The organism is Vibrio sp. TRT 21S02 (genome assembly GCF_050113675.1).
Taxonomy (GTDB): domain Bacteria; phylum Pseudomonadota; class Gammaproteobacteria; order Enterobacterales; family Vibrionaceae; genus Vibrio.
Genome location: NZ_JBNJOI010000003.1, coordinates 78,690 through 95,280 on the forward strand (window position 1 = coordinate 78,690; position 16,591 = coordinate 95,280).

11 protein-coding genes are annotated in these 16,591 nt (G+C 44.5%); 1 reads left to right on the forward strand and 10 read right to left on the reverse strand.

Features of this window, described 5'->3' with window-relative positions; all coding sequences use genetic code 11:
- Positions 1-41 precede the first annotated feature (41 nt).
- The 10 genes from ACQEXU_RS04510 to ACQEXU_RS04555 form a co-directional block, all read right to left on the reverse strand.
- Positions 42-2,447 (reverse strand): GH36-type glycosyl hydrolase domain-containing protein, encoded by a 2,406-nt coding sequence (locus ACQEXU_RS04510; protein WP_427009858.1) that lies wholly within the window; start codon positions 2,445-2,447, stop codon positions 42-44.
- A 94-nt stretch (positions 2,448-2,541) separates the two neighbouring features.
- Complete coding sequence (locus ACQEXU_RS04515; RefSeq protein ID WP_427009859.1) at positions 2,542-4,455, reverse strand: beta-N-acetylhexosaminidase; 1,914 nt, start codon at positions 4,453-4,455, stop codon at positions 2,542-2,544.
- A 9-nt stretch (positions 4,456-4,464) separates the two neighbouring features.
- Positions 4,465-5,340, reverse strand: a complete 876-nt coding sequence (locus ACQEXU_RS04520; RefSeq protein WP_427009860.1) for a BadF/BadG/BcrA/BcrD ATPase family protein — start codon at positions 5,338-5,340, stop codon at positions 4,465-4,467.
- Between the two features lie 2 nt (positions 5,341-5,342).
- A complete protein-coding gene (locus tag ACQEXU_RS04525) occupies positions 5,343-7,067 on the reverse strand; it encodes a glycoside hydrolase family 9 protein (RefSeq protein ID WP_427009861.1) in 1,725 nt (574 codons plus the stop codon).
- 77 nt (positions 7,068-7,144) lie between these two features.
- A complete protein-coding gene (locus ACQEXU_RS04530) occupies positions 7,145-8,137 on the reverse strand; it encodes an ABC transporter ATP-binding protein (protein ID WP_367987286.1) in 993 nt (330 codons plus the stop codon).
- A gap of 33 nt (positions 8,138-8,170) precedes the next feature.
- Positions 8,171-9,154: an ABC transporter ATP-binding protein gene (locus ACQEXU_RS04535; RefSeq protein WP_367987285.1), complete on the reverse strand. Its 984-nt coding sequence runs from the start codon at positions 9,152-9,154 to the stop codon at positions 8,171-8,173.
- A 2-nt stretch (positions 9,155-9,156) separates the two neighbouring features.
- Positions 9,157-10,182, reverse strand: a complete 1,026-nt coding sequence (locus ACQEXU_RS04540; protein ID WP_367987284.1) for an ABC transporter permease — start codon at positions 10,180-10,182, stop codon at positions 9,157-9,159.
- Positions 10,183-10,184: 2 nt separating this feature from the next.
- On the reverse strand, positions 10,185-11,171 hold the full coding sequence (locus tag ACQEXU_RS04545; RefSeq protein WP_367987283.1) for an ABC transporter permease: 987 nt from the start codon (positions 11,169-11,171) through the stop codon (positions 10,185-10,187).
- Between the two features lie 172 nt (positions 11,172-11,343).
- The gene (locus ACQEXU_RS04550) at positions 11,344-13,026 is read right to left on the reverse strand and encodes an ABC transporter substrate-binding protein (RefSeq protein ID WP_367987282.1); all 1,683 of its coding nucleotides are present in this window, start codon (positions 13,024-13,026) and stop codon (positions 11,344-11,346) included.
- A 937-nt stretch (positions 13,027-13,963) separates the two neighbouring features.
- Positions 13,964-15,256 carry a peptidoglycan DD-metalloendopeptidase family protein gene (locus ACQEXU_RS04555; protein WP_427009862.1) on the reverse strand — a complete coding sequence of 431 codons (1,293 nt, stop codon included), beginning with the start codon at positions 15,254-15,256 and terminating at the stop codon, positions 13,964-13,966.
- Between the two features lie 129 nt (positions 15,257-15,385).
- Between ACQEXU_RS04555 and tyrS the strand changes: the two genes are divergently transcribed.
- Positions 15,386-16,573, forward strand: coding sequence for a tyrosine--tRNA ligase (gene tyrS, locus ACQEXU_RS04560; RefSeq protein WP_427009863.1), 1,188 nt, complete (start codon positions 15,386-15,388; stop codon positions 16,571-16,573).
- The last annotated feature ends 18 nt before the right edge of the window (positions 16,574-16,591 follow it).

Below are 16,591 nucleotides of genomic sequence, written 5' to 3' on the forward strand. Positions count from 1 at the left end.
ATTCAATGGAATGAGCCTCCGTAGAGGCTCATTGCTAGCGATTAACCAAGAACAACGATCACGTCATTAACACTGCCTTCAGCTTGAACAGGAACAATACTGTCCACTTCTTTGCCGTTAACCGTAATTGATTTGACGCCTTTGCTGACTGAGCTAGGGTTTTCGACCTTGATGTTGTATGTTGCGCCTAGCCACTGACGAGTGACTTCAAACCCAGGCCAGTTTGTTGGGATACATGGATCGATAGTTAGGCCATCGAAACCAGTACGTACACCTAGGATAAAGTTAGTAACTGCGAAATATGCCCAACCAGAGGTACCTGTTAACCACGGGTGGTTTGCACGACCATGATCTTGGTGATCGCGACCCATAATGAACTGAACGTATGAATATGGTTCTGCAATACGTTTTTCGATGATGTCATTTTGGTTGTATGGGTTCAGTGCGTCGTAGAATTTCATCGCACGGTCACCGCGACCGAGTTTAGCTTCAGCTACCCAAGCCCATGGGTTTGGATGTGAGAAGATCGCGCCGTTTTCCTTCACACCTTGGTATACGCGAGTAACGAAGCCGATATCATCGTTTGGTGTTGCAAATGATGGTGAATTTAGGTGCAGACCGTATTCAGAGAATAGGTTCTCGTCTACCGCATCCATCGCCTTTTCACCGCGCTCTTGTGATACTGCGCCAGACAGTACAGCGAGTGTGTTTGACTCTAGATGTATACGGCCTTCTGCTTGTTGCGCAGTACCGATCTTGTCGCCATCTTTAGTTAGACCACGGATATACCAACCACCTTCGTCGTCCCAGAGGTGCATTTCACATGCTTCGCGAACGTTTGCTGCCATTTCAGTGTATTTCGCCATATCTTCTTCTTTGCCTAGGAATTTCGCTAGGTCGATGAACTCTTGTAGAGCCCAGAAGTGCAGGAATGACACCATTGAAGACTCACCGCCACCAAGGTTTAGACAGTCATTCCAGTCAGCGCGTAGACCTTTACAGATACCTGTTTGACCAACGTATTCTGCCGAGAAGTCTAGTGCAGCTTTCATGTGATCGTAAACCGATGCGTCACCGCCATCTGCGTAAGGGATCACTTCGTCGAAGAAGCTGTGCTCACCTGTTTCCATAACGTACTTACAGATAGTCGGAACTAGCCATAGGTGGTCATCAGAACAAGTGTCTTCAATGCCATGGATCTTATCGTCATCTGACGGTGTTGGAACGACGGTTGGAGACTTAGAAGGTGCGACGTCTGCTTTTTCTGGATCGAACCAGTCTGGATCGAATAGGTGCAGACCGTAGCCTGCTTTAACCTGACCACGCAGTAGATCCACGATACGCTTGCGAGTCATTGCAGGGTTAGCATGAGGGACTGAAATTGCATCTTGTGCGGTATCGCGGTAACCCAAACCAGTACGACCACCAACTTCAATGAATGAAGCAAAGCGAGACCAAACCACACAAGTTTCTGCTTGGTAAAGTGTCCAAGCGTTGATCATAGTGTCTAGACCTTCGTTTGGTGATTTCACTTGGAATTTGTCACAACGCTCGTTCCAGTGCTGCTTAATGCCATCGAATGCTGCATCTACGTTCGCAAGATCTTGGTATTTCTCACGTAGGCGCTCACCGTTGCCTTTACCGATACCTAGGATGTAAGCGAAACGCACTTCTTCGCCTGGCTGGATAGTAAATTGCTTGTGCAGAGAACCACAGTGGTTGTAACAAGTTTGCGCTGTGTTTGAACACTTACCTTGCTCTACTGCAATTGGATTTGCTTCGTCGCGGTATAGACCTAGGAAGCTATCGCGTTGGCCATCGTATGAATCAGGGTTAAACGTTGACGCTAGGTAGTAGAAACCTTCAAAATCGTTGGTGTTGTAGTAAAGATCGTATTCGATCACGCCTTCACGATACTCAGTACCCGCAGAGTACAGAGACATCTGGTGGTTCTGGTTGTCAGATTGAATATGGCTGAAAGAGAACTCTACAAAAGAGAATGCGCTGATTGTACGAGGCTTATCAGACGTGTTTTTAATCACAACGTCCCATACTTCCGCATCTTCGCCTTTTGGTACGAACAAGGTTTTAGTTGCGGTAATACCATTGTAGTCACATTTGAACTTAGAGTAAGACAAGCCGTGACGAACTTCGTAGTTTGCTTCGTCTAGGCTTTTCGCTACTGGTTGCCATGAGATTGACCAGTAATCACCCGTCTCATCGTCACGAAGGTATACATAGTGTCCTGGGCGATCGAATGTCGCGTTAGGACGGAATTTGGTCACACGGTTATATTCAGGAGAGTTGTAAAACGAGTAACCACCTGCATTGTGTGAGATAACCGTACAGAACTTTTCTGTACCTAAATAGTTAGTCCAAGGAGCCGGTACATCCGGGCGAGTGATGACGTATTCACGATTCTCATTATCGAAATAGCCGTATTTCATTGTTAATTTCCTTTTTACCAAGCTGCTTAAATTCGCAGCTAAATTTTCAAAGCTAGAGAAAACTACTAACAGCAAGTGCTGTCAGCTCCTTTTGTTATTTCCACGGATTTCGGTATCCAATACCTTGTCGATCAAGTAAATCTAAATGTCCTTTTAACCGAGTCAGATAATCTTGCCAGTTTCGTTGTGGTTTATGGCTCCAGCATGCTTCTGCCATTGCTGTTAACCGAGGGAATACCATATAGTCCATACGCTGTTGATTGGTGACGATTTCACACCACAGCGCACACTGAATTCCTAAAATTCTTTTTCGTAGTGCATCGCTATCTGGTACTTGTGCCAGTGGCTCATAGCAATATGCACTCTCTAATGGGATGACGGCTGCCCAGTCGACACCGGGTTCTTCAGGAGCGTAATCTTGAGCCATATCGAGATAAGTTGTTTGTGCTGGTTGTAAAATCACATCGAAACCTTGCTTGGCGCAGTTCAAGGCGGCATCTTCACTCAACCACGAATAAATGACGGTGTCTTTGCTGACCTTATCTCCGTGTTGTGCTTCTTCCCAACCGACCATTCGTTTGCCAAGCGATTTCAATTTCCTTTCTGCATAGCGCAGCAAATGCCCTTGGAGTTCTTTTGCGCTGTGATAACCATGTTTTTCCATGAGCGCTTGACACTGTGGACTATGAATCCATACACCATCAGGAACTTCATCCGCGCCGATGTGTACCCAAGGGGCAGGAAATAGTTGTGCAACTTCTTCCAGTACTTTATCGAGAAATTCGTATGTCCCAGAAAGTGCAGGAGAAAGTACATTGTCTGAGTAATGTTGAATACTGCGATATTGTGACTTGTCATTAGGGTCGACTAGCATCTCTGGCAATGACTTTATGGCAGCTCGGCAGTGGCCCGGGATATCGATTTCAGGGATAACACTGATTCCTCGCTCTGCGGCGTATGCAATTACTTCACGCACTTCATTTTGGCTGTAGAAACCGCTTAATGTTGAGCCAAGATGGCTAAACTGAGGTTCGATCGCGCAATTTTGTCCGCGTTTTGCACCGATTTCTGTTAACTGAGGAAGTGATTTGATTTCAAGACGCCAAGCTTCATCGTCAGTGAGGTGCCAGTGAAAGTGATTGAATTTGTAGTGCGCCAGTTGATTGATTAGGCGTTTGACACGCTCGACTGGATGGAAGTGGCGTGCGCAATCAAGCATCATTCCACGATAGCGAAAACGAGGAGTATCACTGATCTTAATATAGGGAATGCTAAGGGTATGGCGATCTTCATTAAATGAAATGAGTTGGAGTAGCGTCGCACTTGCATGCACAAAGCCAACACTTGAAGCGGCCTCTAATCGGATACCTGATGCACCAACGGTAAGTTGGTAAGCACCTTCGTCCAATGTTGGGTTGGTACGATAGAGAATATGGCTTTGGCCAATAGATGGTGTCTCAAATGCAAAAAGTCGTTCCAACTCTTTCTGTAGCCAAGTCGCTGCTTTTTCAGCAAGTTTTGCCTGCAATGTTATTTGGCTATCGCTAGAAAGCTCAAATTGACCATTGAACTGTTCCATATGGTTTGGCTTTGGAATAAGCGCCAATGCATTGCTTTCTACGCAAGGAATGGTTTCGCGCTCTCGAAATGGGGAAGCCAAGGCTATAGGGGTGACCGATATTGGATGTTGCTCTTTACCGTGATTAGACAGCAGTAGTGCATCCTTCAAGCCATCCGTATAAAAACGTAGTGGTGCAGTACCGATACTAAATTCACAGTAATAGTGCTGGTTGGCGGGTAAGCAATTTGTCTCTGGAACTACGGTACAAAAGCTACCGATTTGGGTAATCTCACCATGGGTGAAGCTGTCTGGCAAAATAAAGCGATCAATAATGAACTGTAGTTTCCAGTCGAATAAATCTCGATCGCTGAGATTATGGATCGTTAATCCAAAGCGACAAAATTGCTTTTGTTCAGATAAAACAGCGAGATCAACACGATAGCTCATAATGCACCTCTAATACAGGTTATGCTCTGGCTTGCCAGCAAACATTAAAGCTCCTTCAATTGCGTCAAATTGAGGGCTCACTATCCAACTTTGAACAGGTGGTGATAGCCACGCAGAAATCCGCTCTGCAATGCTTCCCATTAAGCAAATGCGAGTTGCGCCTTTGCGGTTTAATGCGATAAGAAACATTTCAATGTCGGCTGCGGTTTGTTTGAGCATTTGTATTGCGAGAGCATCACCTTGTTGAGCAAACTGGAAAATAGCTGGAGAAAACTGACCGTAGTCACGGGGCAATGCTGATTTTGACCATTCAACAACTGAATCAACGTCATTATTGAAATGTGCCATGACATGTTGAGCAAGTGGGGTGTTTTCAACGATTTCATCTTGCGCAAGTAAAACTTGCTGGATCAGGTGAAGCCCCATCACCGCGCCGCCACCTTGATCGGAAATTGGGAATTCACGTCCGCCAACTACATGTTGCTGGCCACTCGCAAGGTAGATACCACAAGAGCCGGTGCCAGCGATCATGATCGCTCCATCGTCGCCGTTATGAGCGCCAATACAAGCGCCGTAAGCATCCGTATTTAATGTGATAGAGGCAAAAGGGTGCGCCTGCGCCATAAATGCTTGCCAGGCGGATTTTTGTTCTGCACCCGCAAGAGCTAAGCCGACGTGCATTCGATTGAAGTCCGCGTCACTCAAGCCACCTTGTTGCGCCGCATCTTTAATGGCGCTGGTAATGGAACGCATAGCTACGTCAACGCCTAGAAGAATGTTTGCACTGCCACTTTTGGCTTCTCCGATGAAAGTGCCGTGTTCGTCACGTATGCGCGCGCGGCAAGAGGTGCCGCCACCGTCAATACCTACATAGAATTTTGTCATGATTATGCCTCCGCCTGTAGAGAAGAGTAGTGAGAATACTGGCTAGTAATCGCCAGTAGATACCAGGCTCCGTGAGGAATCCATTGTTCGCCCCAACGCCAGTTTTGCAACATGTCATCTTTTTGCCCTGGAGGGTTAAAGGCGATATCTTCTTCATCTTCAAAGCCAGCAGTAATGCCGTTACAAACGCCGCCTTTAGCGTTGAAAAAACCAAGATGGGGAAGGTAATCTGGATTGTTGTGGCCGTGTCCATCGAGCATACACATATCGTATGGATTAAGACCTAAGATCCAGTTGAGAGCGTTCTGGGCGTAACGTGCTAATTCATGTTTGAGCTTCGGATCGCTTAGCAAAGGTTGAATGAGATACGCCATAGTCGCTAGAGAGCCTAAGCGTGCGTTTTCCCCTTGCCACCAATATCCTGTCTCATTGTTATGCGCGACAAAGAAAGCGGTTCTTTTCTCGTTGTCGATGGGCTTAACATACTGACGCGGGTAACCAAATGGGTTTGCCACTTGTTGGGATATATCTAGTTCGAATTGACATGCTTTTTCGATAACAACCAAACAGTCAGCTTGTCGTTTAGCTTCGGGCTCTATTGTGATGTATTCCGCAAGGGCAATAACTGGTAATCCGGCTTCGGCTGCGTGATAGTAAGGGCGAGATCCATCCTGGTTTGCACTCCAAAAATGTTTGATATCACTATCACTGCATTGGCGCTGTGCTAGTCGTTGCGCCCAAATGCGGCTTTCATGCAAATATCGCTCTTGAGAAGTGGTTCGATATAGCTCCACTACGGCTAGTAGTGCGCAGTATTCGTCAATGATGTTCTCTTCGCCATTATTAAGGTATTGGGTATTAAATTCTTTTAGGTGCCAGTATCCTTTTTCGGCACATTCAAGATATTGAGCACGACTGAATTCTCCTTCGATATCTAATCTCGCTGCAGCAGCAAGTGCGGCAATGCTGATACCTCCACCTTGGCGAAACCCGGCTTGGTAATCATCAGATTTATGGCCATCTTGTGTCGCGTACGCACAAATTTCACGTTGTGTGATGTCCTTTGACCATTTATCAAATACCGTCATGTAGAAGAAGCCTTGTTCGTTTTGCATCCGGACAAGGAAATCAGCACCAAATAAAGCTTCTTCAATTAAGCGAGTCTGGGTAAAACGGGCAAAACTAGCCTCTTTCTGAGTGAGCTCAAACGCTTTGAGCATATTCCAAACGACCATTGGTGTTTGCTGAGGATTCAGATAGTTCGAATAGGATAAATGGCTTAGATACTTACTGACGTCGCCAGATGCGTCGTACCAACCACCATGTACATCAATTAGCTGTTGTGTTCCGAGCAAAGGTACTTGATGGTCTTGTTTGTCGAAAGTGCCACCACAACGTTGTGATTTGAAATAATGCAGTACGTCAGAGAGAGTGGCGTCTATCAATAGGTTTTCAGCGATTTCGAAGGTTTCTGAACGAGTTTCATTGACTCTGAGGTAGAAGCGTCCACTTTGCTGAATGTCAGAAAAGTCGATGTGACAAAAATAGCCTTGATGCCAATTTGCAACACGCTCCCCTTTACTCATTTTCAACGTTGCAACTGTTTGATGGCTATTTGCACAGACTAATAAAGCTACGTCACAAGAGGGTTGGCTTTCTTGTACCATTAATACTGCTTGTTTGGGGCCAAAAAGGTCATAACCAATATGGTTAATGAGTAACAGCATGCAAAACTCCGAAATAATCTAATTGTTCTTTTTAGGGGTAGAGAGCCAGAAGCAGGGCTTCTGGCTTTAGTTTGTGATTATTCGTACAAGTAACAGCGTACGAAGTGATTATCTGAAAGCTGAGTCACGCCTGGTAAACGTTCACGACATTTCTCCGTCGCGTGCTGACAGCGACCTGCAAAAGGACAGCCAACGGATTCAGGTGTCCACAGTGGAATTTCGCCTTTATTTCCTTTCAGTTTCTCATGGATGGATTTGCTCGGATCCGGTACGGCTGAAACAAGTAGCTGAGTATACGGGTGTTGTGGGTGATGAATGATTTCTTCAGTATCACCCCATTCAACCATATGGCCGACATACATAACCGCAAGATCTTCCGCGATATAACGAGCCGTTGCGATGTCGTGAGTGATATAAAGTAACGACATCTTTTTCTCGAACTTCATCTCTTCCATTAGGTTTAGAACACCAGCACGGATAGAGACGTCTAACATCGAGGTTGGTTCATCTGCAAGTACCACTTCAGCGCCAACGGCAATATTTCGGGCAAGGTTTACACGTTGGCGCTGACCACCAGAAAGTTGGTGGGGGAACTTCGCAGCGGTTTCTTTTGGCGGGATCAGGCCTACTTGTTCTAGCAGATCATAAACTCGTTCTTCCAACTCCTTCTTATTGCTAGGATCCACTTTTCTATGAATGATCAGTGGACGAGCAATATGATGGAAAATATTGTGTGTTGGGTTTAGTGAGCCAAACGGATCTTGCCAAACCATTTGAATACCTTCGCGGTAATGCATCAGATCTTTTTTCGAAGTGATGTCTAAAATATCACGACCTTTGTATTCAATTGTGCCTGCTGTTGGTGCATACATTTTTGCAATCATTTTTGCTGTTGTAGATTTACCAGAACCGGATTCACCTACCACAGAAAGCCCGCGAGCTTTGTACATTTTGAAAGATACGTCATTAATTGCACGCATTCTTGATTGCTTTAACGAGTTACTATTCAACGGGAAGTCTTTGACGACATTTTTACCCTCGATGAGTAGTTCTCCATATTCTTTGCTCATAATTGCCTCCAGTAATTTTATACGTTATTGCTTTTACACTTTTGCTTGGGCAATAGGTTCGCCATATAGATGGCAGTTAGATAAACGACCTGGCTCGATTTCACGAAGCTTTGTTGGGACTCTGGTACAAGCTTCATGAACACGGTCACAACGAGCTTGGAAGCGACAACCTTGAGGAATTTCCAGAAGGTTAAGTGGATTACCAGGGATCCCTGTCAATTTGGTTTTAGGGCCAGTCAATGGAGGGAATGAGCTACCCAACCCTTTTGTGTAAGGGTGATATGGGCTAGTTAAAATTTCTTTCGATGGGGCGACCTCGATAAGCTCACCAGAGTACATGATGCCGATACGGTCTGAGAATTCGACCATAAGCGATAAGTCATGAGTGATGAAAAGAATCGAGAAGCCAAACTCTTCTTTTAACGCATAAATCTTTTGTAGGATTTCACGTTGGACCACAACATCAAGTGCTGTAGTTGGTTCGTCCATAATGATCATTTTAGGGTTAAGTGCGAGTGCAATTGCGATCACTAGGCGCTGACGCATACCCCCAGAGAATTGGTGAGGGTAGTCGTTCAATCGGCTAGGGTGGATATCGACTATCTCTAACAAGCCTTCAGCACGACGTTTTGCTTGTTCACGCGTCATGTTGGTATGGCGCATAATAACATCGCAGAACTGCTCTTCCATGGTTAGAACAGGGTTGAGTGCGTTCATTGCACTTTGGAATACCATTGACATTTCGCTCCATCGGAACGATTGCATGCGCTCGTCACTGTATTTCAAGATGTCTTCACCATTGAAGATCACCTCACCTCCGGTAATAAATGCAGGTGGCTTATGTAGGCGCATCAATGAGAAAGCAACGGTCGATTTGCCACAGCCAGATTCGCCAGCTAAGCCGAAGACTTCTCCTGGGGCTAGGTCAAAACTTACGTTATTACAGGCACGGACATCGCCCGCATCTGTAATGTAGTCAACGCAAAGGTTGCGGATAGAAATTAGTGGTGCAGTCATAATTATTTATCTCCGCTCCAAAGTGCATTTTGAGGTGGTAGTTCTGGCTCACGTTCATTTTTGTCTTGCTGTGCAAGCTTTTTCCAGCGCTTCATACCTTTGTGAGAACGAAGCTGTGGGTTCGCAATTTCATCTACTGCAAAGTTCAGTAGAGCAAGGCCAGTAACAAGGAATGTTAGTGCTAAACATGGAGCAATCAATTCCCACCAAGCGCCGATCAACATAGAAGAAGAGGTTTGAACGTTGTAAAGCATGATGCCCCAACTGATGGTGTTCGGATCGCCCAGACCTAGGAACGAAATAATGGATTCCATAGTGATGGCGTACATAACCGAACCGATAAAACTCGCACCAACAATTGGGATTAGGTTTGGAAGAATCTCAACAAAAATAATACGGAAAGAAGACTCACCAAGAACTTCTGCGGCTTTCACAAACTCTTTCTCTCTCAGCGCAAGGGTTTGTGAACGGATAACCCGCGCGCCCCACGCCCAGGAGGTACAGCCAATGATGATGGCTATGGTTAGTGGCCCTGCCTCACCAATGAAAGCGGCTAAAACAAACAATAATGGATATTGTGGAATAACCAGCATGATGTTCATTGCGGCTGTTAACACGTCATCAACACGACCACCAAAGTAACCAGCAGAAATACCGATAACGGTAGCTAGGAAACATACAGTGATACCAGCACCGAAGCCGACGGCTAGTGAAACGCGAGCACCATAAGCTAGCTGAGACCATACGTCGCGTCCCATACGAGTTGTACCAAGGACGTGATCCGCTTTTTTCGACATGATGAGTGTGCGGCGATCATCAGCTAGGTTCTTCGCTACCCAGCCATCTGGGTTTGATTGTGCTGATTTCACTACGAAAGAAGGGTATTCGTGTGGGTTACCTGTACGCTTGTCTGGTGCATGCTTAGTGACAAGTGGAGCCGCCACTGCCATGAACAAGAACAAGCTAACAATAACTAGACCAACGCGTGCAATAGAGTTACGTAGAATAAGTTTAAATAGTTCTTTCATGATTATTTGCCTCCCTTACGTAGGCGAGGGTCTAGGACAACATAAAGCATGTCAGCAATCAGGTTAAATGACAGCATGAATAGCGTCATGATCAATAGTTGACCTTGAAGTACTTGGTAATCACGTGCATTGATTGCGTTAAGAAGAACGGTACCGAGACCTGGGTAGTTGAAGATGATTTCAACGATAAGCTGACCACCGATCGCCATACCTAAAGACATAGAAAGTGCAGTGACACTAGGAAGTAGTGCGTTACGTGCCGCATAGTTAAATACAACGCGGTTTTCACTCAGGCCCTTACCTTTAGCCATGGTGATGTAATCTTCTGCTAGCAAGTTAATCATGTTGTTACGCATGTTTACTAGGAAGCCACCAATTTGAACAGCAGCAGCACAGAATAGGGGCAGTATTGCGTGATAAGCGACGTCTTTATAGAAAGCCCAGCTAGTCCAGTCTGGTGTAGTACCTGCCGTGTAAGCGTAGCCCGTTGGGAACCATTTAAGACCGATTGCAAAGATAAATAGGGTAAGCATTGCAATAACAACTTGAGGGACTGCTTGCATGATAAGCATACCTGGCGTTACGAATGCGTCATAACGGCTGCCTCGTTTCCATGCAGCAAAAATACCGAGTATTGAGCCGATAGAGAACGAAAGAATAACAGCAGAACCCGCTAAGAATAATGACCAACCAAATGCGCCACCAAGTAGAGAGTTTACAGATAGCGGATAGAACTGGATAGAAGTACCAAGTTCCCAGCTAAGAATGTTTTTCATGTAAGCAAAATATTGCATCCAAATCGGGCCATCAACGAAACCCAATAGTTGCTTCATCGCTTCAATACGCTCAGGGGTAACCTGAACGGAAGCGTTTGCAAACATCATGGTAACCGGATCACCCGGCATTGCTCTTGGAATAATAAAGTTTAATGTCGCCGCAACTAATAACGCGACCAAATAGAACGACAAACGTCTTAAAAAATAACCCATAACTCACACCTTACTCACCCAGATTTTCCCTGTTTCTGGTTTCAGGTCGCTCCTAGCGAAATTACAAATTTAGAGCGAACAATCCCCTGACGACTTGCGCCACACTGTAAACAGTATCAAGAGGAGATTTATAGCGGCGCACGGAAGTACGCCGCGAGGAATGAACTTCTACTTATTTAACTGGTTTTAGGTCCAGTACGTGAAGTAGACGCTCAGGGATACCAGCCCAAATGTTTGGACGGCCCTTAGGATTTTCTTCGTTCCACCAACCAGTGAAGCGAGTTGTGTTGTATTGGTACATGTATGCACCAGACATTACTGGGATAGTTACCTGATCCGCAGCGATGATCTGCTGAATGCCATGAGCAATCTCAAGCTGTTCGTTCTTATCAGCTGTTTTGTAGAAGCTGTTTAGAAGGCCGTCTAGCTTAGAGTTTTTGTAGAAGTGCATCGCGAAGCGAGGCATACCATCACCAGATTGAAGTGCTGAGTTGTAAGCACTGTTCCAGTATGTGTATGGGTCTGCACCGTGGAAGTAGTTGGTGTATGCAACATCGTATGTACCCTCAAGCATTGCTTGGTTGTACACAGAGAAGTCTGGAGTACGAGCTTTTGCTTTAATACCAACTTCTGCAAGTTGCTCAACAGCTAGCTGAACAGTGTTGTTGAAGTCAGTCCAACCATTTGGCGATTGGATTAGAAGCTCGAAAGACTTGCCTGATGGAGTGTCAACGAATCCATCTTTGTTTACGTCTTTAAAACCAGCTTTCTTAAGTAGCTCTTTAGCACCTTCAACGTTGTACGTGTTGAAAGACTTGTACTTGTTGTGAGTCTTTTCATCAGACCAAGCTTCGAATGCGTAACCTAGGCCAGATGCGAAGTCATTCACCGTACCACCACCGTAAAATGCGATGTCGATGATAGTCTGACGGTCAAGTGCCATAGAGAATGCACGACGGAAGTCTACGTTTGTTAGGGCTTCTTTCTTAGCTGCATCTGGGCTCTTGAAGTTAACTACAAATGCTTGAGTACCTGCTGGCGGGTACCAGTATTGGTGGTTAGGGCTTGCTGCTGCGTAAGTACGGTCAATGTCAGGAATGAACGAAGAAGTCCAGTCCATTTCACCATTTACAACTTTACCTAGGAATTGGTCATTGTTTGCGATTTGAGGTACACGTAGACAGTCAACGTCTAGGTTGTCTGCATCCCAGTAGTTAGGGTTAGCACACTGAACGTATAGCTGTGCAGTGAAAGTGTCGATTTCAGTGAATGGACCAGTACCTACTGGGTTTTCGTTAGTAAACGTTGCTGGATCTTTCACATCTTTCCATACGTGCTCAGGTACTACAGGTACTTTAGCAATTTCGTAAGGAACGTTTGAGTTCGCTTCGCTTAGACGGAATTTAACTTGGTAATCGTTTAGTTTTTCAACGCCAGTAACCCAAGAGTTGATACCACTTTGGTCAAGCTCTGGTTTTTCTTTTACTAGGTTGAAAGAGAATACAACGTCATCAGCAGTAAATGCTTGGCCGTCTGACCATTTAACACCTTTACGAATGTCGAAAGTAACACTCATTAGGTCGTCAGACATTTTGAAGTTTTCTGCTAAACGGAATACAGGTGTATTACCGTGCATTTCGTTGAAAACTACTAGAGGCTCGTAGATAAAATCCGTTGTAGTGTGCAAGTTTGTTGCACCTAGGTACGGGTTAAAGTTACGAACAAAAGTAGTAAATTCCTTAGGGTGGATCGTTAGTTCACTGCGCTCAGCTGCTGTAGCTACTGATGAAAAACCAGTTGTTGCTGTAGCAATGATTGCTGTTGCTAGTGCTGTTTTTTTAATGTTGGCAAGCATAGCTGTTCCTTACTATTTGCTTTCATTTCACTAATGGATAACGAATGTCATCAATTGATAAACACTCACTAAGGCCTACCTCAATGTCTTATCATCAGAGCGGAGGTGCTCATCCAATTTTGAGTGGCCTGTAGGCCTTAGGCAGAGTAAGAAAACACCTTTACTGATAAATAGGCAATTCCACATTCCGTTAAAAACGTTAAAAGGTCTTGTAGTGACGTTAATAACGTCATTTTTTTTGTTTGTCATTAAAAATTGTGTGTTTTTTCCAGTTTGAACTGGGTCGCATTAAGAGTGGTGTTGAAGTTCTCTTGTTAGTAATTACTTACTTTGTGGGTGTTTTTCTGTATTGCCTTGTTTTCTTCTTCTGGTTACTGAGATATCCATCACTCTCGTTAGTTAACGTTAATTTACGTAGATAAATTGAATCTGCCGTCTTGTTGTGATTGTTATCGCAATATGAAGTGTTTTTGTGCGATTTATATTTTTATCTTCATCAATTAGTACAAAAACGGCTTTTTTAACCCATCCGTTTATTGTTCAAATGTGCTTATTTTAATGCGCGTAACAAGGTTAAATTAGGTAAGTTAGGTTGTGCTTAAGAAAGGCGGTTCTATTGGTGCAAGTATTGATTCTGTTCCATCTCTTTTTATGGGAGAGTTAGTTCAAGTTCAGCTTCATTGCTTGGACATGGCGTAAAAGTAATTTGATATCCAAACTGACCGTAACGAGACACAATAAGGGTGTATTGCAAAGCAGTGATAGAGGGGATAAACGATTTGGTGAAGGTGCGTTAGTAAGGCTTGCGTTTTAAATGTGCCGGCAACTTAGGAGTCTCTGTCATATTGCCTTGTTATTCCCCAAAAGAGAGTTCTGTTAAGCGAGCACGTAAAAAAAGCCTAGTCACTATGTGGCTAGGCTTTCTGAAAAACTAAATCTAGTTTCGCGCGTATAACAGTTCACTGTATCGCTCTAGCTTAGCTTCGCGTTTTTTCGCGTTAGCCAAGAATGTGCTTTTAGCTTTCCCTGTTAATGATTTTGATTGAGGGAGCTTCACTGTTCGAGCATTTTTATGTACACCATTAACTAAGAATTCATAATGGAGGTGGGGACCCGTAACCCGGCCTGTTCCACCTAACGTACCAATAGTCTGGCCTTGCTTTACTCGTTGCCCTGTTTTGACTAACCGACGAGTTAAATGCAGGTATTTAGTCACATAAGTATTACTGTGACGTATAAAGACGTAATTGCCGTTAAATTTGTTATAGCTTGATTTTTGTACAATGCCGTCACCAGCAGCCCAAATAGGCGTACCCACAGGTGCCGCATAATCAGTACCGCGGTGAGGACGAACTCGTCCTGTGACTGGATGGAGACGGCGTGGGTTGAAATTCGAACTGACGCGACGGAAATCGAGCGGAGAGCGCAAGAATGCTTTTTTCATTGCTCTGCCATTTTCATCGTAATAGTTACCGCTGTTGTCATCGAAGAATGCTTTAAAAGTAGTGCCTTGGTTTGTGAATATAGCAGCAATGATCTTTCCTCGACCTACCACTTCACCTTCCACAACTTTCTCCTGATACAACAACTTAAATTCATCGCCTTTTCGGATGTCCAATGCAAAGTCGATATCCCAACCAAAAATGCCTGCTAACTCCATAATTTGGTTAGCAGATAGCCCTGCACTCTTGGCTGCGTTCCAAAAATTCGAGCTGATATCCGCTTCAGCGTAGTTGTATTGATAATGTACTTCTTTGCTATCGACTTTAGAGCGAAAGTTTTTATCGGCTTTAGTAATGATAAACGTTTCGTAAGGGCTCATTCGTCGTTTTAGTTGAACTAACTTGTTGTTTTCATCAAACCCAAACTCAAGTTTGTCTCCTGGCTTTAGGTGAGTAAGCTGACGCTTAATATCTGCATGCGACGATGTAAGGCTATAGAGAAGACGAGAAGATAGTCCTAAGCGTTGAAAGAGTTTTGCAGCACTCTCACCAGACGCGACAGTGTGTTTTTCCCAGCGTAAGAGTGCGATAGGGGAAACAGTCGTTTCTGGAGAAAGCGCTTCAGAGTTGATTGTTAATGGATAATGGCGCCCGATTTCCAAGCGTTTTACATTAGGACTGAGATCCTTCGGATCAGGAAGAAAAAACAGTGCGAAGACGATGATGGCACTAAAAAAGACAATTAATGCTCGGTGCATCCATGGTAGTCGAGCCCAAATAGACAACATTTTAAGTTCGTTCTGCAAATTTAAATAAAATTACGTATATAGTTAGTCTAACTGGTTTCAAAAAGCATCGCTATTCAAGTAAGATGGCAAATTATCAAATTTTTGCCAAATCTGTGGGAGTGAACAAGAATGGCGAGTATTGAAGCTGCACTGGCCGAGATTAAGCGCGGTGTTGATGAATTAATTCCAGAAGAAGAGTTGATTGCTAAATTAAAAGAGGATCGCCCTCTTCGTATCAAGTTGGGCGCTGACCCAACGGCTCCTGATATCCACTTAGGTCACACAGTTATTCTAAATAAGCTTCGTGCTTTCCAAGAACTTGGCCATGATGTGACATTTCTGATCGGTGACTTTACGGGCATGGTTGGTGACCCAACTGGTAAGAATACCACTCGTCCACCATTGACTCGTGAAGATGTACTGCGTAATGCAGAAACCTACAAAGAGCAAGTGTTTAAAATCCTTGATCCTGCAAGAACAAAGATCCAATTTAACTCAGAATGGCTATCAGAACTTGGTGCCGAGGGTATGATTCGTCTGGCGGCTAACCAGACGGTTGCACGTATGCTTGAGCGTGACGACTTTAAAAAGCGTTACAGCAATGGTCAGCCAATTGCAATTCATGAGTTTATGTACCCACTCCTGCAAGGTTATGACTCAGTTGCTATGGAAACTGACGTTGAGCTTGGTGGTACTGACCAGAAATTCAACCTGTTGATGGGACGTGAGCTACAAAAAGCCAATGGCCAGAAACCTCAGGTTGTATTGACGATGCCACTTCTTGTTGGCCTTGACGGCGAGAAGAAAATGTCAAAGTCAGCGAACAACTATATTGGCATTAGCGAAGCACCAAGCGAAATGTTTGGTAAGATCATGTCAATTTCAGATGACTTAATGTGGAGCTACTATGAGCTGTTGTCTTTCCGTCCTTTGGAAGAAATTGCTCAATTTAAAGCTGACGTTGAGTCTGGCAAAAACCCTCGTGATATCAAAGTCCTTTTAGCAAAAGAGATCATTGCGCGTTTTCACTCTGCTGCGGATGCTGACATGGCTGAGCAGGAATTTGTTAACCGTTTCGCTAAAAATCAAATCCCAGATGAAATGCCAGAGTTCACTTTTGATGCTGGTCTACCAGTAAGTAACTTGCTTAAAGAAGCTGGATTATGTGCATCAACATCTGAAGCGATGCGTATGGTGAAGCAAGGCGCTGCAAAAATTGAAGGTGAAAAGGTTTCTGATGCGAAGTTTGCGCCGGAGTCAGGTACCTACGTGTTCCAAGTCGGTAAACGTAAGTTTGCTCGGATCACGATTCAATAAATCGTTTTTTGTTGATAA

What these genes read in the sequence shown, in the direction of transcription:
- ACQEXU_RS04530 (WP_367987286.1), bottom strand. Translation starts at nt 8,137, where the DNA reads ATGAGCAAAGAATATGGAGAACTACTCATCGAGGGTAAAAATGTCGTC.
- ACQEXU_RS04550 (WP_367987282.1), bottom strand. Translation starts at nt 13,026, where the DNA reads ATGCTTGCCAACATTAAAAAAACAGCACTAGCAACAGCAATCATTGCT.
- ACQEXU_RS04555 (WP_427009862.1), bottom strand. Translation starts at nt 15,256, where the DNA reads ATGTTGTCTATTTGGGCTCGACTACCATGGATGCACCGAGCATTAATT.
- ACQEXU_RS04520 (WP_427009860.1), bottom strand. Translation starts at nt 5,340, where the DNA reads ATGACAAAATTCTATGTAGGTATTGACGGTGGCGGCACCTCTTGCCGC.
- ACQEXU_RS04515 (WP_427009859.1), bottom strand. Translation starts at nt 4,455, where the DNA reads ATGAGCTATCGTGTTGATCTCGCTGTTTTATCTGAACAAAAGCAATTT.
- ACQEXU_RS04545 (WP_367987283.1), bottom strand. Translation starts at nt 11,171, where the DNA reads ATGGGTTATTTTTTAAGACGTTTGTCGTTCTATTTGGTCGCGTTATTA.
- ACQEXU_RS04525 (WP_427009861.1), bottom strand. Translation starts at nt 7,067, where the DNA reads ATGCTGTTACTCATTAACCATATTGGTTATGACCTTTTTGGCCCCAAA.
- ACQEXU_RS04535 (WP_367987285.1), bottom strand. Translation starts at nt 9,154, where the DNA reads ATGACTGCACCACTAATTTCTATCCGCAACCTTTGCGTTGACTACATT.
- tyrS (WP_427009863.1), top strand. Translation starts at nt 15,386, where the DNA reads ATGGCGAGTATTGAAGCTGCACTGGCCGAGATTAAGCGCGGTGTTGAT.
- ACQEXU_RS04540 (WP_367987284.1), bottom strand. Translation starts at nt 10,182, where the DNA reads ATGAAAGAACTATTTAAACTTATTCTACGTAACTCTATTGCACGCGTT.
- ACQEXU_RS04510 (WP_427009858.1), bottom strand. Translation starts at nt 2,447, where the DNA reads ATGAAATACGGCTATTTCGATAATGAGAATCGTGAATACGTCATCACT.